Raw genomic sequence first — 25169 nt, 5'->3', positions numbered from 1 at the left:
ACCTCCTATTTTCAACCAATGTTCAAATTGTGTTTACATCCCGTTTACAATCCTCCAATTGTGTGTCTATTGTGTGACAAACATTCACTTTAACCTGCCAAAAACCGATATAACTAGCATACATTTCGACATCTTTCGATTCATACTTGCAGCAAAATGGAGGGAATTAAAGCATGAAGTTTCGTCACAGTAAATGGTTGTCGCTCGTTATTGTTTTCGTCCTGGCAAGTCAAGCTATCTTTGCAGGAATGGCTTTCGCCGCGACTGACATTTCAAAGTTGGTTCTGAACAAAAATGAGCTTAACCTGCAGGTTGGCGATACAGCTAATCTGACAGCAACGGCTGTTTTCACAAGTGGTTCCACAGAGAACGCAACGGTCAAAACCGATTGGAACTCTGGCACAACCGAAGTAGCAACTGTCTACGCGGGTGTCGTGACCGCCAAAAAAGAAGGTAATGCCGTCATTACAGCCACCTATCTTGGTGAGACTGTCATCGTTAACGTAACGGTTACCAAAAAAGTCAAATCCTTAACCACCGATAAGCAAACCCTTGATCTTCGTCTCAATGGAACGAGCCAAGTGGTGATAACGGCATATTATTACGACGGCACTTTTGCAGATGTAACAAGCAAAGCAGACTACACAGTCGCATCTAGCTCCATCGCTACAGTGACGAATGGATTAGTTAAAGGACAAAATCCGGGAAGCACGACCATCACGGTATCTCATATGAATCAATCGATCGTTTTGGATGTCGATGTCGAGGTTGTTCGTCGTCTTGATCCAGAAGTGCCTAGCGTCTCTTTGCTTCTGAAAGGAACTACCGATCTTAAACTAACGGCAACTTACCCAGATGGGACCAAAGTTGATACTGTCGCGGATAAAGCGGTGTGGACATCAGATAAGCCCGAAATTGCAGATGCGATTAAAGGGAAAATTACCGGCTACAGTGTAGGTAAAGCGACTTTAACGGCAACCTATGGTACCAAATCAACGACAATTACGGTTGATGTAGACAGTACGGTGAAACTTGAGTTAGATAAACAAAGTATTTTGTTAAAGAAAAATGGACCAGGTACGTTAACGCTTAACGCAACCTATCCAACAAGCACTACGCCTACGGATATTTCGGATCGTGCAGAATGGACTTCCAGCGATGAGAGTATCGTTTCTGTAACCAAAGGCAAGCTCATTGGTAACGCCATTGGCGAAGCAACGGTCTCTGCGAAGTATGGGGACAAAACAGTCACAGCGAAAGTTGACGTTGAGGTTCCACGTCGTTTGGTTGTGAGCAGCGAGCTCGTTATTTTGAAAGCGACAGAAACTCAGCAGCTTGAGCTATTTGCTACTTATGCTGATGCTTCCACAGATAACTTAGTCAAAGACAGAGCTGTATGGACCTCAGATAATGAAAAAGTGGCTACGGTAATTAAGGGAAATGTGACAACATACAAATCCGGTGTAGCTAACATAACGGCAACCTATGGCGGTAAAACAACAACAACCCGCGTCGAAGTCGACGTCCCAATCAACATCATACCAACGCAAAAAGTAGTGAATATGCAAGTCGGAGATTCCGCTCCAGTCACAATTTCTGCCTATTTCAAAGGCCGCACCGTTGATGATTTGGATAATGAGGTCATCTGGACATCAAGCAATAAAGATATTGTTGAAGTGCGTGACGGTGTCATCACCGGTATTGCTACCGGTGCTGCTACAGTGACTGCCGAATACGGCACACGTAAAGCAACTATACAGGTTTCGGTAGGCGAGTTGAAAACTCTTACGATCAGCCAAGAAAAATTAATTATGAAAAAAGGTGAAACGGCAACCCTTACTGCAGAAGCGGTGTATACCGACGATGATAAGAAACCTGTAACCACAGATGTCATTTGGACAAGCAGTAATACTAAAGCTGCAACTGTTGACAAAGGTGTCGTAAAAGCCATCGCGTCCGGAGAAACTACGATTACCGCTCAATTGGACAACAAAACAGTTACAATTCCAGTAAAAGTGGATATGGCTAGTGAGTTAAAAGCCAACGTCGCTAGCTTAGTTTTTGATTTAAATGAAACGAGACTAATCCGAATTACAGCAACAGATGATAACGATGCAGACATTCCAGTTACAGAAGGTATTGAATGGAAGTCAAGCAATACCAGTATTGCTACGGTTTCAAAAGGTTTAGTTACTCCCGTTGCCCGCGGTAAAGCAACCATCACAGCAACTTATGGCGGAAAATCTGTCTCTGTTCCTGTAGAAATCGGTTTAATCGATGGCTTAACCATAGATAAATCCTATTTTGTAACTAAAAGTGGTCTTCAAACGCAACTGAAATTAACAGCAACTTTGTCCGACGGTACTACGAAAGACGTCACAGAAAACGCAACTTGGAAAGTCGCTTCTTATAAGCTAGGTACTGTTGAGAAAGGTCTTTTCACAGCGACAGCTTCAGGAAAAACTACCATTACTGGATCCTTCGGTGGCAAAACGGTCTCCGTTCCTGTCGAGATCGATACTTTGAAATATTTAAAAACTAATGTCGTTAAGCTAACGCTGAAGGAAGGCGAAACGGCTAAAGTTGAAGCAATAGCTACCTATACGGATGGATCTGAGGATGATGTCACCAAACCAGCATTATGGACAACATCCAACATCATGAACGCAGACGTTAAGGACGGCGTTATCAAAGCAACTGGAAAAGGAACTGCACGTATTACCATTACTTACGGCAATATGAGAACTACAGTTCAAGTAACCGTCACGAAATAAAGTAAAAAGAGTCGAGAACCGTTGTCTTCCTAGTTATTTAGGGGGTGACGGTTCTTTTTTGTTCTGTCGACGCGGCTATAGCCTCCACGATCCCATCGATCTTCATGCATAACTTCTCGCTCACAGGGGAATATATGCTTACCTACACCGAATGACCCCTATCTACTTACTATCTGGAGGTATGGATAATGGTTACCCGATCTTTCAAATTAGTTTCTATTTCATTCCTTACCTTCTCTCTTCTGCTTGGGGCACATCAATATCGGCTGCATGCCCACGATCATAGTGGACATACGTCACAGACCGAAAACCTGCAGAGCTTGAAGAATGGTTCTCCTACGATGTATCAAACCAATCCCTTTGGTATGCCAGGGGCAGATACCCGTTTACTCCCTGCAACCAACCTGAACGGTCATGCTGCTGCGTATGGGATTACACCGCCAACAGCCTTGAACGTTTCTACGCTTAAAGCTCAGTCCGTCGCAGCTGCGCCGCCCAAAGATAAAACCAGACACTGGTACAGCTACATCGGTTTGTTAGGATTACTTGGTCTGCTTGGACTCGGGTCCCGCTCCAATTCTTCGTATACAAAGTAGTTTTGGGGCAATGAAGCGATTCAAGTTGAGTCGAGGAGTCCGCGTCAGCAACGCTTCTAGAACAATGAAGACACGCGGACGTGACTGTGTCTAAAAAGTCTACTCCATTTCACATTTTTTCAGTGTGAAGGTGGGTAGGCTTTCGTTATGTTAGGGGAAGTAGTCGAAATATTCGACTTACGGACTACTCTAGCACTTGCTGCTGCTAGTTCTTGACCAAGCATTCGCACACCCCTAGAACATTTGTCCATCGAATGGACATTTGTTTTCCAGTGAGTTAAAATAAAGGGAGTACGACGAAGGAGGGGAGCTTTGCATGGATCGTGAACAGCAAATCCTAGCGCTTATCCGTCAAAATCCATTCATTTCGCAGAATGAAATGGCCGGTCTCATCGGTATTTCTCGATCTGCTGTAGCTGGTTATATTGCGTCACTGACCAAAAAGGGAACGATTCGTGGCAGAGCCTATGTCACTTCCGATGAGCATACGGTATTCTGCATCGGCGGAGCGAATCTCGACAGTAAAGCCCTCAGCAAGCATGCCATCCGACTAGCCACCTCCAATCCGGTCACGGTCACGGAGTCATGTGGCGGCGTTGCTCGCAACATCGCTGAAGCTTTAGCTGGACTAGCCTGTCCAACATCCCTCCTCACCGTGGTGGGGGACGATAAAGCAGGCCAATGGGTACTAGAAGAAACAAGGCGCCGAGGCGTCGACGTCAGCCAAGCCATCGTACTCAATGGCGAGAATACGGGATCTTATACCGCGCTCCTCGATACGTCAGGCGAGATGTTTCTCGCTTTTGCCAATATGGACATTTATGATAAATTCTCACCAGCGATGCTGAGGGATAAATGGTCTCATATTGCCTCTGCCAAGCTCGTGATCGCAGATACGAACCTGCCGAGCGATACTTTGGAGGAGCTGATCCGCCGCTGTCAGGAGGAGAACATCCCCCTCTTCATCGATCCGGTTTCCTCGGAGAAATCAAAAAAGCTTCCCACTGATTTAACAGGGGTAACGGCTATTTTCCCAAATTTAGAGGAAGCCGTTCAATTAGCTCACACACCGCTAACCATGAACCAAGATGTCATTGATATGTTCTATGTAGAGCCTGACCATTCCAAAATTGCCGGAATTATTCGCGAGCGTGGTGTGAAGCATGTTTTCATTACACTCGGGAGCCAAGGGGTGCTCTATGTAGGTGAAGAAGGCCAACAATTCTTCCCGTCCATACCGACTCAGGTAATCGAAGTAACGGGTGCTGGAGATGCGTTCCTAGCCGGTATTGTCTATGGTGTTACCCATGACCATACTTATCTCACAGCCTGTGAATACGGCCTCGCGGCTGCGCATATTACGCTACAAACCAGTGAATCGACGTCCAGTGATCTGAACGAGGAACGCTTACACCTTACGATAAACAACATGACTAAAGGAGACTAAACCCATGTTATCTACCTCATTAACTTTTACAGAAGAAGTGAAAGATGCACTAGCCCATAATAAACCAATCGTAGCTCTTGAAACGACGATTATTTCCCATGGTATGCCTTACCCGCAAAATATTGAAATGGCGAAAAAAGTTGAACAAATTATCCGCGACAACGGTGCTGTACCAGCAACGATTGGGATCATGGATGGCAAAATCAAGATCGGCCTAAACGAAGAGGAACTCGAAGCATTCGCAACGAATGGCCATGTTGAAAAAGTAAGCCGCCGCGATTTCGCTTATATCCTCTCCTCCGGCAAAATCGGCGCTACCACCGTTTCCGCGACGATGATCGGTGCTGCCTTGGCTGGCATCGAGGTATTCGCTACCGGTGGAATCGGCGGCGTACACCGCGAAGGTGAAAGCTCGATGGACGTCTCCGCTGACTTGACAGAGCTTGCCCAAACAGACGTCGCCGTCGTCTGTGCCGGCGTGAAGTCGATCCTCGATATTGGCCGTACGCTCGAGTACTTGGAAACCCACGGTGTGCCCGTGGTTGGTTACCAAACGAGCGAGTTCCCGTCCTTCTACGCCCGCGAGAGCGGCTACGGCGTAGATTTCCGCCTCGATGAGGCGGCTGACGTGGCCGCTATGCTCCGCACAAAGTGGGAGCTAGGCCTACGCGGCGGCGCCGTCATCGCGAACCCGGTCCCAGCGGAATCCGCTATGGACCATGTCGAGATCGAGGCCGTCATCCAGCAGGCGCTGAATGAGGCCAAAGAGCAAAACGTGACCGGCAAAAAGGTCACGCCTTTCTTGCTAGCGCGGATTAAGCAGCTGACGGAGGGGCGCAGCCTGGAGACGAACATCGCGCTCGTTTACCACAACGCGCAGACCGCCGCAAGGATTGCGGTTGCGCTGAAGAACTAACCCCAAATAACAAAGGAGCTATGGGATTATCCCTCAGCTCCTTTGTTATTTGCATTCACCCTGTTCGCACCCGCGATAGTTCGATTCTACCGAACTAAATCCAGGTTTCCCCTCGGCCACAGGCCGATAGTTCGATTCTGCCGAACTATTCGCTCATTTCCCCTACTTGCGGCCCACTTTAGGCGATTTAATTAGGCTAATTCGGACTAATCGAGATTTACCTCCGCGGATACTGAGATTAATTCGGCTAAATCAAACTAAAGAGATGAAAATCAATCCATATACAACGGATTACTTACAGCCGCGAGAAGTGTCTCTTGAACCTCACTGAAATAACGCCATACCTCTGCACGGTAGAAGGTCCTCCCTTCCATTTCAGCCAACAACTCCAGTGATCGCTCATGGTGCGCAACACAGGTGACCTCCACACCCCGATCTGAGATCAGCTTCACCGTATCGCCAACCTCCAGCTCATTAACTACAAGCACAACCTTGCCCTGACGCTCTGGTGCCTGCGCAGGCACTACATCGCCCATGTGATATATCCCTGCATGAAGTTCTAGGGTTGGCCCTTCCGGTGAAAAACTTAGAAACACACGGCCAGTATCAATGCCATCCAATACCCCTTGGGCGGTTCGACTAGCTGCATACACCCAAGTTGTCGGCATGCTATGCTTGACGTAGCCTCCTTGACGATGGAAATCACTGCCGCCTACAGCAATCATGCGTTTGCCGCTGCAAAGCTGCTCGTGCCACCACGTCAGTGTTCGTTGATTGGCCTCCCGCCAAGGACCATTCCAGATTTCTACCCAATCGCAATCGACGGACCAAGCCCACTCCCACCCACAGTTGGGGCAGTGCGGATGATTGAGTACAATACGTGCACCGTTACTCCTTGCTTCTTGTATCCGATCCTGCACCTGCTCCGAGCTTACAGCGCGGAAATCCTCGACAGGGCGAACCGCTCCCAGAAAATTGGCATGTCCATGATTCGTCGTCAGCTCCATGCCAGGGATCAACACGATACCCGTTTCCTTCGGATACGTAAGATTTTGACTATAGGTGTTATGGTCGGTCATCGCAAGAAAATCACAGCCTAGCTCTGCCATCATCTTCGCATTCTCAGCTACCGTCCATGCTCCATCACTATGAACCGTGTGCATATGGAGATCGCCCTTGAGCCAGCGGCCTTGCATCGTTATGCATGTCACCTCAACACGCACCGTACAGCCTGCAGGCGGAATCCGGTACGTCCCTAGCAATACAGCCCACTCACCTGCCACTAATTCACCGGGAATATAACCAGGAGTCGCTTGTTCTGCCTCGACGAAAAATTCAGTGCGTGCGCCCCCGCTCCAACCTCTTACACGGGTGGAATCTTTAACTCCTAGATCAATGACACAATCCCCTGGTCCATTCGCTTCTACCTCAATTCGAACGTGAATGCGTTCCGTGCCGCTCGTAACCTGAAAGGGCACCTCCACATAACGATCCGCTTCCTCATTTGTAATCAGACGAGTTATGATCATTTGCGTTTCATTCCCCCTACTCCTTCGTTGCTCCGACCATTAGGCCGGTGACGAAATATTTTTGAACAAACGGATAAATCGCGACGAGCGGTATAAGTGCCAGCATAACGCCAGCCATCCGTACATTAGGTGTCATAAATAAATTACTGCTCGTGGCATCCGATTGAATGACCAGTGCGCGCAGCGCTACTTGCAGGGTATATAGCTTCTGATTCGTAATGTATAACAGCCCCGGCGTCAGCTGGTTCCATCGGGATACGAATTCAAATAAAGTAATTGTTGCTAATCCCGGTTTAGCTAGCGGCACATACATCGTAGCGAAAATGCGAAACTCACCAGCGCCATCGATCTTGGCCGACTCCGCCATTTCATAGGATACGGCACCAAAGAAATTCCGCATTAATAGGATGCTGAAGCCTGAAATCAAGCCATACAGAACGAGTGCGGAAACCGTATTTAATAGGCCAAGCTCCTTATTTACCACATAAAGAGGAATCATAACAGCTTCATTCGGCACCATCATCGTCAGTAGAATAAAGCTCGTCAGCAGCTTCCGTCCAGGCAAACCCTTATGCAGCAGCACATAACCCGCCATCGCGCAGAGCAGCACATGTGCGAATGAGCCGAGTACGGTGACGAGTACATTCATGCCAAAAGGTCTCCACAGCTCAACACGCTGCCATACCGTTCGGTACCCTTCCATACTTAGCTCGGATGGCCATAACTGAAGCCCCGCATGCATGGATGAGATATTAGAGGAAATCGAAATGATAAACGTATTCCAAATCGGCAAAATCATGGTTGCCACAAGCAACAACAAGAAGAGACCATTGGCTATTTGAAAGGGGATGTCTTGTCTAGTTAACGATTTACTTCTCACACGAATTCACTCCTCGTCATACCGGATTAATTCTCTAGTCGCAAACACCAGAATTAGCGTTGCCAGAACAACTAGGAAGCCTGCTGCTGATGCGACACCCATGTTAAACTCAAGGATCCCCTTTTGGTACGTGTAGGTCATCAAGACATCCACCTTCCGAGCAATAACGGGATTACTCAGAATCATCATTTGATCAAACATGCGAAGCATACCAATCATATTCAAAAGTGTAACGACCTTCATGGTCGGAATAAGCTGTGGTAAGGTGACATAGCGAATTTGCTGCCAGCGACCCGCTCCATCCATCCGAGCAGCTTCGTATAGAGAAGGGGATATGGAGACAATTGCAGCCAAGTAGAGAATGCAGGTAAAGCCCATTTCTTTCCATGTATTCGTCAGTATCATTAAATAACGCGCATAATCGACCTCTGCAAAAAAGTGAATCGGCTTCGCAGCTCCTAAAAACTTCAGCAGCTCATTAACAAATCCGCCGTCTGGCGACAGCATCATGATCCATATCCCGCCTACAACAACCCATGAGAATAAATGCGGTAAATAGATGACCATTTGTGTTAGCTTTTTAAACCACATTTTGAGTACTTCATTTAAAGATAGAGCTGTAATAATCGGTGCAAAAAAGCCAAGAACAAGCATACCCGCACCAATCACGAGCGTGTTTTCCAGTACGCGCCAGAATATCGGATCATGCCAAACCGTTTGATAATTCTCAAGCCCTACGAAGGGACGATCTCCGATCATTCGGAATTTCTGCATCGATATTTGCAGGCCCTTAAACAACGGGAAATATGAGAAAATCGCAAAATAGATCACAATTGGTAGCATCATGACATACAACACACGATAGCGAGCCCATGCTGTCACTTGTTTTCCCCCTAGTCTGTGAAAAGTAAAGCGAGGGCTGGGGAGTAATCCCCGCCCCCTCTTGCTCATTAGTCAATTAAGTTCACGGCTTTCAGCTCATCACGCATCTTCTTCACGGCATCTGCCGCTGGCATTTTCCCCATCATGGCTTGGAACGCATAGTTCGTGACAATTTTCTCGGCATTTGGCCAATCCTTCGTGGAATTCTCAATCGTCGCGTTGTTATCAAAAATGATTTGGCGTCCTTCTAATGCGCCTGGCAATGTCCCGATCGGATTCTTAAAGTTGGTGTTGTTCGGGAATGGTGCTCCATGGTCCATCCCATGGCTAATACCATCAGGCGTTAACGAATATTTCCCATCTTTGACTGTGTAATCTGTCCCTTCAATCCCTAATGTACTCAGGATGTTTCCTTTGTCCGACTGCCAAAACTCCAGGAACTTCATTGCCGTATCCACATGTTCGGCATTCACTGGAATTCCCCATACGCTCGGGTCTCCGCGACGAAGCATCACTTTGCCGTCAGGTCCAACTGCACCCGGAATTGCTTTCGCTACAAATTTAGGATCATCCGTTTTCTTCATATTGTTAAAGAGACCTACCCATGCATCCCAGTACGTAACCATACCTACACGGTTCGTTAAAAATAGCTCTCTCATTTTGCCTGAATCATTGGTTGCAAAGTTAGGATCTAGAATACCTTCCTTATACAGCTTGGCAAACCACTCATAGATCGGAACGGCTGCATCAGTCGCATAAGGTATCGAACGTTTGCCATTCGCATCCATCACATATTTATACTTCACCCCTGCAGCACTCATAAAGCCTTGAATATCATACAAGCCTGCAGTGGACAAGCCGTACGTATCATCCTTGCCATTACCGTCTGGATCCTTCTCTTTAAACGCCTTCAAGGTTTGGTAGAAATCATCCAATGTTTTCGGCTGTTGCAGCTTAAGCTTGTCCATCCAATCTTGACGAACCGTAGGCAGCGTACCGCCTTCCGATTTATTAAATACACTATAGATTTTGCCGCCATTGTAAGTAATCATGTCCCATTCTTTCGTAGGGATGACCTTCGGGTCTGACAGCACTTTCGAGGCTTTAATCTTATCGTTTAACTGCGTTAGTGCGCCTTGTTCAACTAAGACGTCCATATTGCCCTTCCCCATATAAATGAGGTCATACTTTTCTCCAGCTGCAATAGCTGCGTATAGCTTCTTATCGTAGTCAGCCGCTGGTTTCTCAATCGTTACCTTAATCCCTGTCAACCGTTCAACTTCCTTCTCAAATAACGCGTTCTCCTCTGGCGTCTTCCCTCCGACAACACCACTGAGTATACGCAGTGTTTCTTGCTTGGCTGGCTTGGATGTCTCACTAGGCGAGCTTGCTTGTGATTCTGTTCCTGTTTGCGTACTGCACGCCGTCACAAGTAAGCTAGTCGATAGGGCAACGGCTGCGATCATTCCTGCTTTTTTATTCAACATGGGTATGGCCTCCTATTGGGTTCTTCTCTATTTGGTAGGATCGGTTTTAACTTTGGCACAGGAGTCTCTAAACACGAGGCTCGCTGGAATTAAGATGCGTTTCACAATGGGATTCGGTTCCCGCAATTGTTCAATCAGCAACTTGGCTGCTTCACTCCCTAACACTTCTCCGTTCAGCCTGACACCAGTCAGCGGGGGCTTAAACTCAGTACCATAAATCGAGTCGTCGCTAAACGCGAACACAGATAAGTCCTCTGGTATTCGCAGGTTTTGCTCTTCGGCAGCTTGGTAAACGCCCAAAGCTACTTTATCTGTATCCGTAATAATGGCCGTAATCTGTGGGTAAGAAGCCAGTAATCGTTTGGTCATCTGATAGCCATATGCCGTCGATGTTAGTTTTTTATCTTTGTATACAATAAGCTTAGGTTCAATAGGCACATCCGCTTTTTGATACGCTCTAATGAAACCCAACTCGCGATCTTGCGCCACCGTTCGTTCCTTCTGCGTATTCAGAAATGCGATGTGCGTATGGCCTAGCTGCAGCAGATGTTCCGTAACTAGTTGCCCCATACCAATGTTGTCGTTATCGACATAGGACACACTAGATTCAAACTCTTGATGCGGTCTTCCAATAACAACGAGCGGCAGTTTGCGCAAGATTCGTTCTGAGATTCGTTCATCATTCTCAGCGGGATCGAGAAGAATATCACCATCCACAGGATCTGTCGCTACATATTCAACTTGCTTGGAGAATTCGATGGATAGTGAATTCACGAGCAAGCGATAGCCTTGGCTGTAGCACTCTCTTAATACGCCATTAAAAAGGCCAAGATGAAACTGACTGAATTTCACCTGCTCACCCGGCATATTAAGTCCAATAATATTCGTCCGTTTGTTCGCTAGACTTCGAGCCCAGTAATTCGGTCTGTAGTTCAGATCCAGAGCAGCATCCAGAACGCGCTTTGACACCTCCTTGCTAATGGGTCTCTTCTTGCTAAACACGTTGGAAACCGTACTTTTGGACACCCTAGCTACTTTCGCAACATCATCTATGTTTGCCATATGGGCTCGCCTCACTTCTTCTTAATAGTAAACCGGTTTTATCAACACAGTTTCATGGCGGAATAAATGAATTGTAAATAAAATAGCTTCTTTGAAATAAGGAAATGTCAGTAAAATCAAGGTTTTCCTTGTATTTTCAGCATGTAAAATGCAAAAAATCATGAAACCGGTTCGACGATTTCCTTTTTACATAAAACAAAAAAGAAGAACTAGCGGCTTTAACTCTGCCACTAATTCTTCTTCTCACTTCAAGTTATATATGGTAGTTACTCGGTCACCCATTGTGTTTTTAGGGCAAAAGGAACACGCGCTGCCTTGGTTGGAATGACTTCAGGATAACCCACATAGATAAAGCCGACCATCTCTTCTTTGCCTGAAAGACCGAAGTTCTCTTGCATTTTCGGATGATACGTCGGATCACCGGTACGCCAGATGGTGCCTAAGCCAAGGGCATGTGCGGTTAGCATCATATTTTGTACAGCGCAGTGTACAGCTGCATACTCCTCAATCACGGGTACGACCGGCTTCTCCGACGGGGAGACCGCTACAGCAATAACGAGCGGAGCTCGGAACGCTTTTTTCTCATTGCTGCTGCGCAGCTGATCTTCTTCTTCCTCCGACAGCGCTGCATCTGCACCTGCCTTCGCTTCTGCAATGGCGACTTCGGCATATCCGCGCCCCAACAGCTTTCTGCCTTCGCCTGACATCACCCAGAACCGCCATGGTTCGGTATGCGCATGGTTTGGTGCCCAGACGGCTGCTTCCAATATCTCTTCAATCAGCGCCTGCTCGATAGGGTCCTGTTTCAGCTTCCCAATGCTGCGTCGCTCGCGAATCGCTTCTTTCACATCCATGCTTCCCACTCCTTAAAATTCTAGATACCCCTTAATTTACAGCTTCCCCACGTTTATTTCAATTTCTATTCTCCTGATGCTGCAAAATAAATAAGACCCATGCTTTCCTGAAAGGAAAGCATGGGATCTCTTGTCATTATCTAGTGTTGCTTCAAACTCCAAACAGCAACCCCAGAACTCCGCACGCTTCATTGCCGACTATCCAAACAATAACTGGATTTCATGTAGCTAATTTAGCCGAAATAACCGACTTTTCAGGAATAACTGGATATTCTACAGCTAAATTCAATCATTTCTAGCAAAGTCGGGAAAAAGGGCTGAAATAGCTGTAGGTTTTCCAGTTAATCTATTGAACAGGCCAAAATCAGCTGAAATAGCTGTACTTTTTCCAGCTAAATGAATTTCGATTGGTACCACTCGTCGCAGAAACATTCCCCACTTCCGTACACATGCCATTAATTCATCATGTTCAATTTTTTATCCGTTGGCAAAAAGGCTGCAAGCAGTCCTAGCAACGGCAAATATGCACACAACTGAATCACAAAGCCAATGCTAGTCGCATCCGCCAGCGTCCCCAGCACCGCTGAACCGATGCCGCCTAAGCCAAACGCTAGACCAAAGAATAGGCCCGACACCGTGCCAACCTTGCCTGGCAACAGTTCCTGCGCATAGACCACGATGACAGAGAAGCCGGACAACAGAATGAACCCGATACATGCACATAGCACCGCTGACCAGAAGAGGCTCACAAATGGAAGCAGCAAGGAGAATGGCGCTGTCCCTAGGATGGAGAACCAGATCATATTTCGTCTACCAAATTTGTCCGCTAAAGGTCCACCCATAAAGGTACCGACGGCTCCAGCAGCTAACAAAATGAAAATAACAAGCTGCGCTTTCCCTGTAGTGACGCCGAAATGATCCATTAAATAAAACGCGTAAAACCCCGTCATACTCGCCACATAAACGAATTTAGAAAAGAGCAGCATGATTAGAATAAACAACGCATAGGCGACTGTTTTTTTAGGCAGTGATTTCTTCACAACAGCCGATTTTCGCGCTACAGCGCGTACGACAATCGCGCCTTGATACCATTTTGCAACGAACACTTGAATGATAATCCCCGCTGCCGCGGCAAAAGTAAACCAAATGATCCCGAACTGACCTAACGGTACGAAAATAAGTGCTGTAAACACAGGAGCCAACGCCTGACCAATGTTCCCGCCTGTTTGGAAAATCGATTGCGCCAGCCCTCTCCGAGGACCCGCAGCTAAGTAGGCTACCCGAGAAGACTCTGGGTGCAGCACAGATGACCCTAACCCGACGAGAATAACGGCCATGATGACATGCGAGAAGGTTCCCGCATAGGCCAAGACGACGATACCTATCAGCGAAAACACAACACCGATGGGCAGCAAATAGGGCTTCGGCTTCGCATCGGTATACAACCCAATTAGAGGCTGGAACAAGGACGCCGTCACATTAAGCGTGAAAGCGATCCAGCCGATCTGCGTAAAGCTTAACTGCAAGGAGTCGTGCAAAATCGGGAAAATGGCGGGGATAACCGACTGAATGGAATCATTTAATAAGTGCACTAAGCTGATGGAAAATAAGATGGCGTACACGGTACGTGCCTGATCTTGCGCTGAGCTCGTTGCAGCTGTTGTTGCTGTCGATTGCATAAAATAAAATCACTCCTTATCATCATATCATCTGATGTTTCAATTTATAGAAGAGAAAGAGCTCAGTAGTGTCAGCCACTTTACTCTTTTCGACTTTGATGTTGGCGACAGCTACTCCTGTTGAAGGAACTTTCTGACTTGCTGGACGGTCCCCTCCAGATTTTGAAGCGTCCAATTCTCCGCAGCGGCGACATCCTGATCTAGGATGGCTTGATACAAATTCACGTGAAAGAGATGATGGTGATCATGAACCTGCTCATCCTTCACTAAATTCGTTAAAGCTTCCAAGAGTACCGCTGAAAATGAACGATACAGATCGACAACAATGCTGTTCTTGCTCGCGACGGCAATTGCTTGATGAAATGCCAAGTCCGCCGTTAGATAAGCGTCCATATTTGCACTCTCGAGCGCCTTTAATCGTTGGTGCAGCGCTTCTCTCATCTGTTCCAAATCCGTTTCGTCCCGGCGTTCCGCAGCAAGTCTGGATATTTCCAGCTCCAGCATTTTCCTGACTTCGTAAACCTCTAATATTTCAGCCCGACGCAATCGGTTGACTAGCGGCTCCTGCATGGCAGCATCGGAATGCCCCGTTAGAAAGGTCCCAAAGCCCTGCTTCTTCTCCAGCAGACCCGCGTGCACAAGCACCCGTACAGCTTCACGAATGGTAGATCGGCCGACGCCGAACTGTTCCATTAATTCCGGCTCTGTCGGAATTTTATCACCTATTTTAAGCTCACCGTCAGAAATTTTCTTCTGCAGCTGTGTCACAACATCATCGACAAGCTTGGGGCGGCGGAGAGTTTGGAAAGATACTTTTGAATTCATCTGATCATCTCCTGTATGAGTAGTATATCAGCTGTTTTTGGATTTTTCTATAGAATAAGAATAAGCTCATCCTTTTTTTTATGAACAACTTCTCCTTAATACCCGCTCTTCCTAGCCTAACCATGCACACTCGCCCACATCTTACATATATTGCTAGTGCTCATCATTTTACAGAAAGGGGCCGGTCTCCTTGTACAATGACCCAACCTTGTATCCTTATCCCCCAGTACAATATCATCTGTATCCGACCCATCCATACCACTATGCACCTTACTGGGCGTGGGATCGCGACTTTCCACCTGTGAATACCAAAACACTCTCCACCTCGGCGTCTATCTCTGAGCATCTATTGAAAGATACCTCCCTTCTCGTCAAAAAGCTCACGGACCCCGCAATTGCTAAACAATTGATGACAAACGCTCAGAGTGGGAATAAAAAAGAAGTCGATCGCATCATACACACCTTCGGTTATGAATCCGCTATTGAAACAACGTACTCGCCAAGCGCTGTTCATTTCATTGTAGGTCCGCGCATTAAAGACAATCCCTGCTGCCAACTGACACTCATGCTCAAATGGGGCGAATAGGCAAAAAGAGCAATCCAACCCACATTGGGCGAAAGGATTGCTCTTTTTTAACATTTAATTAGCACTCTCATGGTGAGACTGCCAGAAATTTGACAATGACGTGGATGATCAGGCAAGCTATAGTTATAGCAACAAGACCAGCACCTGAAACACTAGATTGCTAGATACACAAATTTTGCAACATGCCAAGGAGGCCTATTCTATATGAAAACAACTAATAAACTTAAGCTTATTTCGACTTCTGCCGTAGCATTAACCTTATTCGCTTCTTTAGCACTGGTTCAGCCTGCCTCCGCTGCCCTTAAAACAAGCGCTGATTTCACTGATTTGGCTGGAAGCAACGCAGCTCTGAAAACTAAAATTGATCGTATGATCGCTGATGGTATTTTTGAGGGCGTTTCGGATAACACTTTCGGAATCTCACAAAATATGACGCGTGCACAATTCGCTAAAGTAGCTACGAAAATTTACAATATCCCGGTTGATCTTACAGTTAAGGTGTCCAGCTTCACCGATGTTCATGCAGATGACACGGCTAATGGTTGGGCGATCCCTTATATTGAAGCAGCCAAAAAAGCCGGTCTCATCGACGGTGTGACAGATACAACTTTCCTGCCTGGCGAGTCCGTTACTGCAGCCCAGTTGGATACCGTGCTTCTTAAAGGATTAGGCAAAACGGTTTCTATGACAAGTTCGCCTTGGTACACCGATGCAATTAAACAAGCCACTGCGCTTGGTATTCATCCAACTAGTAAAACTGGCGACCAAGCCGCAACACGTGAGGATCTCGTGCTTAGTTCATTTGGAGCTCAAGAAGCTTTCAACGCTCAGAAGCCTCCTGTTGTAACACCAACTAACCCAAGCAATGTATCTATTGTAGGTGATTACAAGATAGCTAGCGTCATTGATAGTGGCCTTACCAGCTCAGCTACAGGTGTCTCACAAGCGGATGCGGAAGATCCTACGATAAGTAAATTTGCGAAAGAAATTAAAATAAAAGTAACCTCAGCAGCTGGTGAAGAAATTGCCATTCCTGGCGTTGTACAGTCCGTCTTCTCCTCCAATTCCAGCATTGCCAAAGTAGGTCTTAGCTCCGATCATCATGCTTATGTAATTGGAAATAAACCAGGAACAGCTGATGTAAGTGTCATGGTAAAAATTGGTGATGGGGAAGCTAAACAATTGCATGTTACCGTAACGGTTCAAAGCGACCCTGTGACTGTGAAAACATTAACAGCTGGGGAAACTTCCATTACTGAAACGATGACAGTTGTTGGTAGTGTGTATACGGGTAACTTCAATGCCTATGATGCTATGGATCTTACGGCTATTGATAGCTATGACAATAAATATGAAGGCACCGATGTTAAAGATTACAAGTTTGCTCTAGGCACTTTATTTATTACGAATGATATACAAGGCGAAGCAGGTTCTGCTGTTGGCTCCGTCATGGTCGAATCCGATGGTACTGTAAAAGTAACAGGTAATGTGACATCATTTGAACTTACAGCCGTATCCGCATCAGGAGTAAAAGCTACAAGCTACATTACATTAGTGAAAAACTAAGCAAAAATAAAAGAGCAATCCTTCCCCATTCGGGGATTGGGTTGCTCTTTTTTTCTATGACAAGGCAGCCTATCGCACATCTACACTGTTCAAAATCGGCCAAGTCACGGCTAGCCAGTAAGCGGCTGCGATGAGCACAATCCAGTAGAGTATGTAATAGATATCTACCTTGGAGTAGGAGGATACATAATAATAAGTTCGTTGGCGACTCATCGAAAAACGCTTCGCTTCCATCGCCACCGCCGTCCGATGGGCACGGCGAATGCTTTGAGCCAGCAGCGGAATCGCGATCATCCGCATCGTGGTGTACCAGCCAGTGAGCGGATTCTGGCGCTTGGGTTTGCCCCTAACCTTGAGTGCATAGCGAAGCGTCTGCAACTCCTCAAGGATGACGGGCAGCATGCGCAGCGCTGCCAAGAAGCTGTACGCGTACTTCGGCGCGACCTTCCACTGCTGCATCATTGCGTAGAACAACGCGACAGGCCTAGTGGTCAAGCTGAACAGCAAGCCAACGGAGGCTACCTGCATACCGCGTAAACCAAGATGTATGCCGCGGTAGAAGCTCTCCTCCGTGATTCGTATAATCCCAAGGTGATACCACAACGTCTCACCTGTACCGAACATCATCATCCCCAGTGAGGATGAGATGAATAGGAGCAAGAACGGCGACGTATACAGCAGTAAGCGCTTAGCCGGATGCCCAGACAGCAAAGCTAGCGGAAGTATCGCGCCGATCGTTAGAAACAGCATCATATTGATGTTATGGGTGAAGATGACCACGATGAATAGCGCAATCGATAAAATGAGCTTCACCCCGGGGTTCACCCGATGCAGCCACGTCTCGCGAAAGCTGAACGTTATTTGCATAGCAGCGGTTCACCTCCCGTGTCAGCGTGCACAGCGAGGGCTGACGCGATCTCCGTCACACGCCCCGCATCAACCTGCCAGACGCGCGTAGCCCAGCGCTGGACGATCTCGTGATCGTGCGTGACCATCACGATCACGGTTCCGCTGGTGCGCAGCCGCTCCAGCCCCTCAAGCATGCGCAGCGTGCCGCGCGCATCGAGCCCGAAGGTGGGCTCATCCAGCAGCAGGATGCGTGGCCGGCGAACCATCGCCGAAGCCACACTGAGCCTGCGCTTCTGGCCCAGCGAGAGCTGGAACGGGTGCTGCTCGCGCAACGCGAGCAGGTCGTATTCGCGAAGCAGCCACTCCGTAGCTGCCCACTGGTCCTTCGCCTGACCCTCTGGCAAGCCATAGGTCAGCTCTTCCTGCACGGAGTTCGTGACGAACTGGAACTCCGGGTTCTGAAACACAAAGCCGACTTGCTCCGCAAGCTGCTCGACTTTGTTGCCCTTCACGCCCGCGATGTCACAGTTACCGCGGGTTGGGATGAGCCGCATGATCGCGAGGAGGAGCGAACTTTTGCCTGCACCGTTGGCACCGACAACGGTGATCCATTCGCCTGGATATACGCTGAAGTTATCCACAGAGGTCTTGATCTGCCCGCCGCGTAGTCCGACGAAATCCCGGAAAACCATAACAGGCTCAATGGGATTTACGATTTCTGGTGCTTCACTCGGCGTCCCTGCGCTCCGATTCCCCTGCTCATTCTCCTTGGCGTAATCTTCCCATACCTCGGGATACCAGATGCCATATTCCCTCATTTGTTCTTTATACGCTTCGAACATCGTAAGCGGAGGTCCATCTGCCAATACTTTTCCTTCTGGTGTCAAAATGATCAACCGATCGAGAAGATCCAGCATGCCGCTAATTTTGTGCTCTACGATGACGAGGGTTTTGTTGTCGCTTATGGTCCGAATGGTATCCCAGATTTGCTTCGTACCCTCATCATCCAGCAACGCCGTGGGCTCGTCGAGAAAGAGCACCTCTGGCTCTAACGCAAGCACACTGGCAATGGCCAATCGCTGTTTCATTCCTTGTGACAGCGTACTGATCAGCGTGTGTGCATCTGACAAATGTAACCCGACCAGGTTCAAATAATGCCGAATGCGCGCAGGCATCTCCTCCCGCGGCACCTCCTGATTTTCCAGCACAAAGGCGATCTCTTCGTCGATGTATGGCATGCAGAACTGCGTATCTGGATCTTGAAACACATAGCCCCATCGGTCAGGCCTGTGAATCTCATCCGCCTTGAGTGGAAGCTCAATCATGTCCGGGACAATGCCACTTAATACCTGAAGCAGCGTCGATTTGCCACTGCCGCTAGGTCCAAGGAGCAGCACCTTTTCACCCCATTTGATGGAAAAGGAAACCCCCTGAAAGATCAGGGGGGCGTCATCACCGGGATATTTTAACCGTAGATTCGTAACGCTCATTCCTTTGCTCATCTGTTTACCCCAATACGTCGTAATCTTTTTTGGAAACGGGGCGAATCAGATTCAGCACACCCGTGCGAGACAATGCGCTCGTCAAATAGTAGGCGAACACACCTGCGATCAAAGCGCTGCCCAACAATCGCAAGCTGATGAATAACATGTAATTCCAAAAAGTCAGCTGCTCCATATAGCCATAGTACGTATCCACGAAGATGGACATGATGGCTGAGGCGAAAGATGCGAGAATCGTTACGCCTACAGTCGTACGGCGATAGCGGAATGCAGCAAATACCAGCTCTGCTCCAAGCCCTTGAAGCACGCCGAACACTAGCGTCGCCACTCCCCAATGACCGCCATAGAGAGCCTCAATCGTGGCAGCTGCCACTTCTGCCAGTAAAGCAACCCCTGGTTTGCGAATGACGAGGAAAGCAAATGTCGCGGCCATGAACCACATGCCATAACTTAACTGCTCTGCATGCAAGCCCAGCGGCTTCATCAGGTCGTAAAATGGTCCCCAAATCCGATAAATCACACCGAACACTGCCGAGATCACAATCGTGATCAAAATATCGGTCAGCTTTAACCCTTGTTTACTTGCTTCCTTTTGCGCCATCTTCTACTCGACTCCTTTTCTCAATTCTTATTTGTCAATGAGATAGGCGAACACGCCAACCTTGGATGTATGTCTTCATTGCCCCCGAAAGGACAAAAAAAGCCCACCGGATTAACGGCAGGCTTGAACATTCGTGCAAAAAAAGCACATAAGGTCTCTACGCTGGCATTATCCAGATCAGATTAACGGTCAGTGGCATAGGGCCACTATCTCAGCCTGACTTCATCAAGCACCCGTGTTGCTATTCATTTGGCTTAACTGTAGCGGATTAGCTGCTTTTTGGCAATCCTTTTTTTTCCATGAGATTCTCTCGCAATACCTATTTCTCAATCAAATGCTTGAGATCCTGCGTTAATCCGTTCAATTGACGGATGCTGTCTACGATATCCTGCACACGATGCTGCTGCACTTCGGCGCTCGCCAACACTTCTTGAACGGATGCCGCTGACTCTTCGGTAATCGCTGCGACAGATGTCATTTCTTCCGCGACGTGCTGCGAAGAGATCTGCAACTGTTGATTCATGCGCTGCAAATGCGAAGCTTGCTCCATGACTTCCGCTGTATTCGTGTTGATAACCTCGAACAATTGGTTCACGTTATCTGTCGATTTTTTCCCTGATTCTACAGCTTTAATCCCTACGGCAACCTTCTCAACGGCTGTCACGACTTTCGTCTGAATGGATCCGAGAATCTCCGAGATGTCGGTCGATGCAATGTGGGCGTTCTGAGCCAACTTTCGAATTTCGTTTGCAACTACGGAGAAACCTTTCCCATGTTCACCTGCGCGAGCCGCTTCGATGGAAGCATTCAGCGACAATAGATTCGTTTGGTTGGCGATGTCCGCGATCGTGGAAACGATGTTCTCAATTTTCACATTTTCTTCGTTCACTTCATTCATGATATCGGCGGTTTCTGTCACGATCAGGGTAATATCATTGATTTTGAGTGACAAATCCTGCATCTGTGTCTTGCCTTCATTCGTCATTCTCGCCGTATCTCGAGATCTGCTGCTCATCGTATTCGACGCCGCGGTCGTCTGTTCAACTGTTTCATTCACGTTCTGAATGGCGGTTGTAATATCGTTAATACTGGATGCCTGTGACTCAATACCGATCGTAATCTCCTGAAAAGCGGCAACCACTTCCTCCGTAATTCTGCCAGTTACAGCGGCGTTCTCTTGTAAATTTCCACTAGATGCACCTAGAACTTCTGTCGTCGTACGCACACCTGCCAGTACTTCATCCGTCTTGATCTTAGAACTCTCTGATTCCTTCGCACTTCTCGCGACGTTGGATAACATTCTAGTCCCGATTTGACTTTGCCCGATAATCGTCATGATCGTAAGCAGATAGAAAGCATTGACCCCAATCGGGTCTACATGCGGAGTAAGTGTCGTTATGAAATAATTCATATTAATGAGCCCCAGTACACCGTTCAGCACAAGCGGCTTATAGTCCATGTATAAAGAAATGAGGGCTAAGCTAAGGTACAAAATAAAAAGACCGAATAACGACGCACTATTTGACATGAAAAAATAGGAAATCGCACTAAGTCCGACCGCAATAATATACTTCGTATAGGGAATAGCAATCTTTTTCCAAGTTAGAATTGTACATACAATGGCAATTGGCACGCCAACCGATGAAAGGGTTATCATCATCGTTGCTGATGTGTACGCAGCCGCGACCCCCAGTGCAAGACACGCCCATAAAAGCTTAACCATTAAGCTATTCCTTCTGTTTAATTCGAGCAGTTGCTCCGACATCCTTACTCCCCCTAGATAACTTCTACAAAATGAGACATTTTCCTACATCATTCAACAAGATGGCTGTTAAACCCTCTATTTCAGATGCCAGAATCAGGATTAGATTAGAAGTTGACTTCTACCCCTAATAAAAACTACAATTTGTAGTGTCTACTTTATTTTTAAGAATAAGGAACTTATCCAAGATGGATCATTCCACCATGCAGAAGGGAATTGAAACGATGACCATATTGCTCTATATCGGACTAGCTTTACTTATTGCCGCTATCATTGGCTATGTGCTCGCAGCACGAATTAACAAAGACAACAACTCTCGGTTGAAGAAGGCCGAAAAGCAAGCTTTGAAAAAGAAACAGAAGACCTGGCAACTGATTTCACATGCCCTGCTCATTGTCGCTATCGGCAGTATAGGGACTTCACTTATTCAGAGTTCCGCCGGCAAATATAGTCTAGACAAGCTAAATCTACATGCCAACATTCAGGTCACGACAGATAAGGACTATGGACGTGATCACAAAGACGGTACTTTGATGTACGAAATGAAAATCCCTACTTCAGGTACGCATAGTCCCCACGATTTGAAGTTCGGCTTCTATAAGGAGCGCCCTGGTTATGAGATGCTTGTCCACAACCTGGAACATGGGGATATTATCATCCATTACCATCCGGGCGCACCGAAGGAACTGCTTGACCGCCTTGCGTACTTAACCCATTTTAAGACGGCTGGTGCTGGGGTTCTCGCTGTTCCTAATGTGGATGTGCCCGCTGATCAAGAGGTTGTTGTTACAGCTTGGACGAAAACAATGTCGCTTACCAAATTTGATGAAGCTAGCGTTAGTACATTTATTTACGACAATATCAACAAAGGTCCTGAACAAATTCCAGCAAACATTCGACTTGGCGGCGGAACGATGTAATTATTTTCGAATCGTTTCACGATCTGAGACTAGCTCCGTCGGCACCAAACCTGTCATTCTTCGAAATACACGGTAAAAATAAGAGGGATCGTTATAGCCGATAAATTCGGCTATTTCGGTTACAGTCAGGGCGGAATGGCGCAGCATATAGACGGCTGTTTTGATCCTTGTGACGTGCACAAATTCACTGATCGTCTGACCCGTAACCTGGCGAAAAAGCGAGGCTGCATAATTCGGTGACCGGCTGATGCAGAGGCCTAACTCGTCTTTGGTCACATGTTCGCGGTAATGATTCTGGATGTACCCCTTCATTTGCTCCACGAGAAGTGACGTTGCTGAGGTTGTAGCGGCCTGATCAAACTCGCGTTGGAGATACACAAACAGCTCTTGCAGATGCGCTTCACACAGCGCCATGTAATAGGGCTGTTTGTCTTGCCATCCACGATGAATCAACCGCAGCCGATCTGCGATAATATCGAACTTCCCCGTCTGACGGCAGGTGTGCGACGTTTGTTGAAGCAGAGGAAAGATGTGAGAGGCTGCTTGTGCATCCAGGTGCAGTACGAATTTCTCATGAATTTTTGTAGGCACACTTCGCCCATAATAGGGTGTGTCTCCCGGAATGAGCAGCCAATGCCCTTTGTCTAATACTTGTTTTTTCTCGTTGATCCAATACACACAGCGGCCATAGATCACAAAAATAAACGTCCAATCTTGGTGGATATTGGGCTGCTCCTCGTTCCATGAACTGCTTTTATGATAGTCAAAGTCTGTTAGCTGCATAGATGACTCGGCGCCTTTCTATCGTACTATATTGCATATATCATACTATAGTTCATAGAATCTCGCATCAATAAGGCATATAATGAAGCCAACTAATCTCTTACATTCGAAAGGAAGTCCTTCACGATGCGTAAAACGAAAATCATTTGTACAATGGGTCCAGCCTGCGATTCCGTTCCTACCCTGAAAGAATTAATTCGCTCTGGCATGAGCGTTGCTAGATTAAATATGGCTCACGGCGATTTGGATGAGCACCGCGGTCGTATCCAACGTGTGCGCCAAGCTGCGCAAGAAATGGGCGTTATTATCCCGATTCTGATGGATATCAAAGGTCCAGAAATCCGCATCGGTCAATTGAAAGATGCTTCCTATGATTTGCAAACGGGCGATCGCATCGTCTTGACGACCGAACAAATTATCGGCGACTCCAGCCGCGTATCCGTGAACTACCCAGGCTTGCCGCAAGATGTTAAGCCGGGCAACCTTGTTTTGATTGACGACGGCTCCATCGAGCTGCGTGTTGAAATGATCGACGGCACAGAAGTAACTTGCAGCGTCTTGAACCCTGCTCAGCTAAAGCAGCGCAAAGGCGTTAACTTGCCGGGCGTACGCACGTCCTTGCCGGGTGTGACGGAGCGCGATGTTATGCATATCAAATTCGGCGTAGAAGAGAATATTTCCATCGTCGCGATGTCCTTCGTACGTAACGGAAACGATGTTCGTGAGGTTCGCGCGCTTCTAGAGCAGCACGGTGCTGGCTTAACGCCGATTATCTCCAAAATTGAGAACGAAGAAGGTATGACCAACTTCGCTTCCATCTTGGAAGCTTCCGACGGCATCATGGTTGCCCGTGGTGACCTTGGTGTTGAAATTCCGACAGAAGAAGTTCCAATTGCACAAAAAGATATGATTCGCGCATGTAACTTAGCAGGTAAGCCTGTTATCACAGCTACGCAAATGTTAGACTCCATGCAGCGTAACCCACGTCCTACTCGTGCTGAAGTGAGTGACGTAGCCAATGCCGTGCTTGATGGCAGTGACGTTGTCATGCTTTCCGGCGAGACGGCAGCTGGTAAATATCCGATCGAGTCTGTGAAGATGATGGCGACGATCGCTGAGCGCGTCGAGCAAACGATGGTGCGCAGCTCCTTGGTGGATGCACAGCTTCAGTCTAACAACGAAATCACCGAAGTTTTGTGCCAAGCTGTCGTATCTTCAGCGAACAAACTGCATGCAGCGGCAATTTTGACGCCGACCGAGACAGGCTTCACAGCGCGCATGATCGCGAAATATCGCCCAGAAGCACCGATTATCGCGGTGACGAACAGCCAGCACGCAATCAGCCAATTGAGCATGGTGCAGGGTGTTATCCCTGTTCTTGGCGAGTTCTGCGAATCGACAGATGCGATGATTCGCTCAGCAATTAACCAAGCAGAGACGCTTGGTTATGTGAAAAAAGGCGACCTCACAGTCGTGTCCGCCGGTATTCCAGTTGGGAAGTCCGGTACGACCAACTTGTTGAAGGTTGAGCGGGTTTAGGGGCCTGAGAGTGCAATAATCGACGCTCGGAGCGAGTTTGGTGCTGAGGCGTCGCTGAGACTGTAATAATTGACCGCTCATGTGGGAGTTTCGTCATTTCAAACTAGTTGGATTGCTGAGAAGGCCATTT

22 protein-coding genes and 1 riboswitch are annotated in these 25169 nt (G+C 47.5%); of the genes, 8 read left to right on the top strand and 14 right to left on the bottom strand.

Annotation, left to right across the window (positions count from 1 at the left end; genetic code table 11):
* Positions 1 to 173: 173 nt before the first annotated feature.
* The 4 genes from J2736_RS27075 to J2736_RS27060 all read left to right on the top strand — a co-directional run bounded on the left by J2736_RS27075 (position 174) and on the right by J2736_RS27060 (position 5733).
* Positions 174 to 2774 (top strand): Ig-like domain-containing protein, encoded by a 2601-nt coding sequence (locus J2736_RS27075; RefSeq protein ID WP_310501699.1) that lies wholly within the window; start codon positions 174 to 176, stop codon positions 2772 to 2774.
* Positions 2775 to 2962: 188 nt separating this feature from the next.
* Complete coding sequence (locus J2736_RS27070; protein WP_310501698.1) at positions 2963 to 3370, top strand: hypothetical protein; 408 nt, start codon at positions 2963 to 2965, stop codon at positions 3368 to 3370.
* A gap of 316 nt (positions 3371 to 3686) precedes the next feature.
* Positions 3687 to 4817: a carbohydrate kinase gene (locus J2736_RS27065; RefSeq protein WP_310501697.1), complete on the top strand. Its 1131-nt coding sequence runs from the start codon at positions 3687 to 3689 to the stop codon at positions 4815 to 4817.
* Positions 4818 to 4821: 4 nt separating this feature from the next.
* On the top strand, positions 4822 to 5733 hold the full coding sequence (locus J2736_RS27060) for a pseudouridine-5'-phosphate glycosidase (RefSeq protein ID WP_310501696.1): 912 nt from the start codon (positions 4822 to 4824) through the stop codon (positions 5731 to 5733).
* A 272-nt stretch (positions 5734 to 6005) separates the two neighbouring features.
* On the opposite strand, the gene J2736_RS27055 is transcribed toward J2736_RS27060, so the two are convergent.
* From J2736_RS27055 to J2736_RS27015, 9 genes are all read right to left on the bottom strand, one after another.
* Entirely contained in the window at positions 6006 to 7262 is a 1257-nt protein-coding gene (locus J2736_RS27055; RefSeq protein ID WP_310501695.1) for a CehA/McbA family metallohydrolase, read from the bottom strand.
* Between the two features lie 16 nt (positions 7263 to 7278).
* A complete protein-coding gene (locus tag J2736_RS27050) occupies positions 7279 to 8142 on the bottom strand; it encodes a carbohydrate ABC transporter permease (RefSeq protein WP_310501694.1) in 864 nt (287 codons plus the stop codon).
* A 6-nt stretch (positions 8143 to 8148) separates the two neighbouring features.
* Positions 8149 to 9024 (bottom strand): ABC transporter permease subunit, encoded by an 876-nt coding sequence (locus J2736_RS27045; protein WP_310501693.1) that lies wholly within the window; start codon positions 9022 to 9024, stop codon positions 8149 to 8151.
* 68 nt (positions 9025 to 9092) lie between these two features.
* Positions 9093 to 10511 carry an extracellular solute-binding protein gene (locus J2736_RS27040; protein ID WP_310501692.1) on the bottom strand — a complete coding sequence of 473 codons (1419 nt, stop codon included), beginning with the start codon at positions 10509 to 10511 and terminating at the stop codon, positions 9093 to 9095.
* 27 nt (positions 10512 to 10538) lie between these two features.
* On the bottom strand, positions 10539 to 11573 hold the full coding sequence (locus J2736_RS27035; RefSeq protein WP_310501691.1) for a LacI family DNA-binding transcriptional regulator: 1035 nt from the start codon (positions 11571 to 11573) through the stop codon (positions 10539 to 10541).
* Between the two features lie 266 nt (positions 11574 to 11839).
* On the bottom strand, positions 11840 to 12427 hold the full coding sequence (locus J2736_RS27030) for a nitroreductase family protein (RefSeq protein WP_310501690.1): 588 nt from the start codon (positions 12425 to 12427) through the stop codon (positions 11840 to 11842).
* Positions 12428 to 12712: 285 nt separating this feature from the next.
* The gene (locus tag J2736_RS27025) at positions 12713 to 12844 is read right to left on the bottom strand and encodes a hypothetical protein (protein ID WP_310501689.1); all 132 of its coding nucleotides are present in this window, start codon (positions 12842 to 12844) and stop codon (positions 12713 to 12715) included.
* A gap of 38 nt (positions 12845 to 12882) precedes the next feature.
* On the bottom strand, positions 12883 to 14106 hold the full coding sequence (locus J2736_RS27020; RefSeq protein WP_310501688.1) for an MFS transporter: 1224 nt from the start codon (positions 14104 to 14106) through the stop codon (positions 12883 to 12885).
* Between the two features lie 111 nt (positions 14107 to 14217).
* The gene (locus tag J2736_RS27015) at positions 14218 to 14931 is read right to left on the bottom strand and encodes a FadR/GntR family transcriptional regulator (RefSeq protein ID WP_310501687.1); all 714 of its coding nucleotides are present in this window, start codon (positions 14929 to 14931) and stop codon (positions 14218 to 14220) included.
* Positions 14932 to 15121: 190 nt separating this feature from the next.
* Between J2736_RS27015 and J2736_RS27010 the strand changes: the two genes are divergently transcribed.
* Positions 15122 to 15517, top strand: a complete 396-nt coding sequence (locus tag J2736_RS27010) for a hypothetical protein (protein WP_310501686.1) — start codon at positions 15122 to 15124, stop codon at positions 15515 to 15517.
* A 204-nt stretch (positions 15518 to 15721) separates the two neighbouring features.
* Positions 15722 to 17083 (top strand): S-layer homology domain-containing protein, encoded by a 1362-nt coding sequence (locus J2736_RS27005; RefSeq protein WP_310501685.1) that lies wholly within the window; start codon positions 15722 to 15724, stop codon positions 17081 to 17083.
* Positions 17084 to 17152: 69 nt separating this feature from the next.
* Here the strand turns inward: J2736_RS27005 and J2736_RS27000 are convergent, their stop codons facing one another.
* The 4 genes from J2736_RS27000 to J2736_RS26985 all read right to left on the bottom strand — a co-directional run bounded on the left by J2736_RS27000 (position 17153) and on the right by J2736_RS26985 (position 21800).
* Positions 17153 to 17950 (bottom strand): energy-coupling factor transporter transmembrane component T family protein, encoded by a 798-nt coding sequence (locus J2736_RS27000; protein ID WP_310501684.1) that lies wholly within the window; start codon positions 17948 to 17950, stop codon positions 17153 to 17155.
* A complete protein-coding gene (locus J2736_RS26995; RefSeq protein WP_310501683.1) occupies positions 17941 to 19434 on the bottom strand; it encodes an ABC transporter ATP-binding protein in 1494 nt (497 codons plus the stop codon). The genes J2736_RS27000 and J2736_RS26995 overlap by 10 nt, the downstream gene beginning before the upstream one ends.
* A gap of 4 nt (positions 19435 to 19438) precedes the next feature.
* Complete coding sequence (locus tag J2736_RS26990) at positions 19439 to 20035, bottom strand: ECF transporter S component (RefSeq protein WP_310501682.1); 597 nt, start codon at positions 20033 to 20035, stop codon at positions 19439 to 19441.
* Positions 20036 to 20171: 136 nt separating this feature from the next.
* Positions 20172 to 20282: riboswitch (TPP riboswitch) on the bottom strand.
* Between the two features lie 72 nt (positions 20283 to 20354).
* Positions 20355 to 21800, bottom strand: a complete 1446-nt coding sequence (locus J2736_RS26985; protein WP_310501681.1) for a methyl-accepting chemotaxis protein — start codon at positions 21798 to 21800, stop codon at positions 20355 to 20357.
* Positions 21801 to 21985: 185 nt separating this feature from the next.
* Here J2736_RS26985 and J2736_RS26980 point away from each other — a divergent pair, with 185 nt between their 5' ends.
* A complete protein-coding gene (locus J2736_RS26980; protein ID WP_310501680.1) occupies positions 21986 to 22717 on the top strand; it encodes a DUF3105 domain-containing protein in 732 nt (243 codons plus the stop codon).
* Here J2736_RS26980 and J2736_RS26975 read toward each other — a convergent pair whose 3' ends face one another.
* Positions 22718 to 23500, bottom strand: a complete 783-nt coding sequence (locus J2736_RS26975; protein ID WP_310501679.1) for a helix-turn-helix transcriptional regulator — start codon at positions 23498 to 23500, stop codon at positions 22718 to 22720.
* Positions 23501 to 23626: 126 nt separating this feature from the next.
* Here J2736_RS26975 and pyk point away from each other — a divergent pair, with 126 nt between their 5' ends.
* On the top strand, positions 23627 to 25039 hold the full coding sequence (gene pyk, locus J2736_RS26970) for a pyruvate kinase (RefSeq protein WP_310501678.1): 1413 nt from the start codon (positions 23627 to 23629) through the stop codon (positions 25037 to 25039).
* Positions 25040 to 25169 lie beyond the last annotated feature (130 nt).

Origin of the sequence: Paenibacillus qinlingensis, from assembly GCF_031455095.1 — a bacterium.
Lineage (GTDB): Bacteria > Bacillota > Bacilli > Paenibacillales > NBRC-103111 > Paenibacillus_E > Paenibacillus_E qinlingensis_A.
Note: the sequence above shows the minus strand (reverse complement) of the source record. Positions and strands in the feature narration are given on the sequence as shown.

Coding starts and splice junctions, on each gene's coding strand:
- J2736_RS27075 (WP_310501699.1), top strand. CDS start 174: ATGAAGTTTCGTCACAGTAAATGGTTGTCGCTCGTTATTGTTTTCGTC.
- J2736_RS27060 (WP_310501696.1), top strand. CDS start 4,822: ATGTTATCTACCTCATTAACTTTTACAGAAGAAGTGAAAGATGCACTA.
- J2736_RS27020 (WP_310501688.1), bottom strand. CDS start 14,106: ATGCAATCGACAGCAACAACAGCTGCAACGAGCTCAGCGCAAGATCAG.
- J2736_RS27065 (WP_310501697.1), top strand. CDS start 3,687: ATGGATCGTGAACAGCAAATCCTAGCGCTTATCCGTCAAAATCCATTC.
- J2736_RS27035 (WP_310501691.1), bottom strand. CDS start 11,573: ATGGCAAACATAGATGATGTTGCGAAAGTAGCTAGGGTGTCCAAAAGT.
- J2736_RS27000 (WP_310501684.1), bottom strand. CDS start 17,950: ATGCAAATAACGTTCAGCTTTCGCGAGACGTGGCTGCATCGGGTGAAC.
- J2736_RS27030 (WP_310501690.1), bottom strand. CDS start 12,427: ATGGATGTGAAAGAAGCGATTCGCGAGCGACGCAGCATTGGGAAGCTG.
- J2736_RS26995 (WP_310501683.1), bottom strand. CDS start 19,434: ATGAGCAAAGGAATGAGCGTTACGAATCTACGGTTAAAATATCCCGGT.
- J2736_RS27055 (WP_310501695.1), bottom strand. CDS start 7,262: ATGATCATAACTCGTCTGATTACAAATGAGGAAGCGGATCGTTATGTG.
- J2736_RS27040 (WP_310501692.1), bottom strand. CDS start 10,511: ATGTTGAATAAAAAAGCAGGAATGATCGCAGCCGTTGCCCTATCGACT.
- pyk (WP_310501678.1), top strand. CDS start 23,627: ATGCGTAAAACGAAAATCATTTGTACAATGGGTCCAGCCTGCGATTCC.
- J2736_RS27005 (WP_310501685.1), top strand. CDS start 15,722: ATGAAAACAACTAATAAACTTAAGCTTATTTCGACTTCTGCCGTAGCA.
- J2736_RS27015 (WP_310501687.1), bottom strand. CDS start 14,931: ATGAATTCAAAAGTATCTTTCCAAACTCTCCGCCGCCCCAAGCTTGTC.
- J2736_RS26980 (WP_310501680.1), top strand. CDS start 21,986: ATGGATCATTCCACCATGCAGAAGGGAATTGAAACGATGACCATATTG.
- J2736_RS26985 (WP_310501681.1), bottom strand. CDS start 21,800: ATGTCGGAGCAACTGCTCGAATTAAACAGAAGGAATAGCTTAATGGTT.
- J2736_RS26990 (WP_310501682.1), bottom strand. CDS start 20,035: ATGGCGCAAAAGGAAGCAAGTAAACAAGGGTTAAAGCTGACCGATATT.
- J2736_RS27070 (WP_310501698.1), top strand. CDS start 2,963: ATGGTTACCCGATCTTTCAAATTAGTTTCTATTTCATTCCTTACCTTC.
- J2736_RS26975 (WP_310501679.1), bottom strand. CDS start 23,500: ATGCAGCTAACAGACTTTGACTATCATAAAAGCAGTTCATGGAACGAG.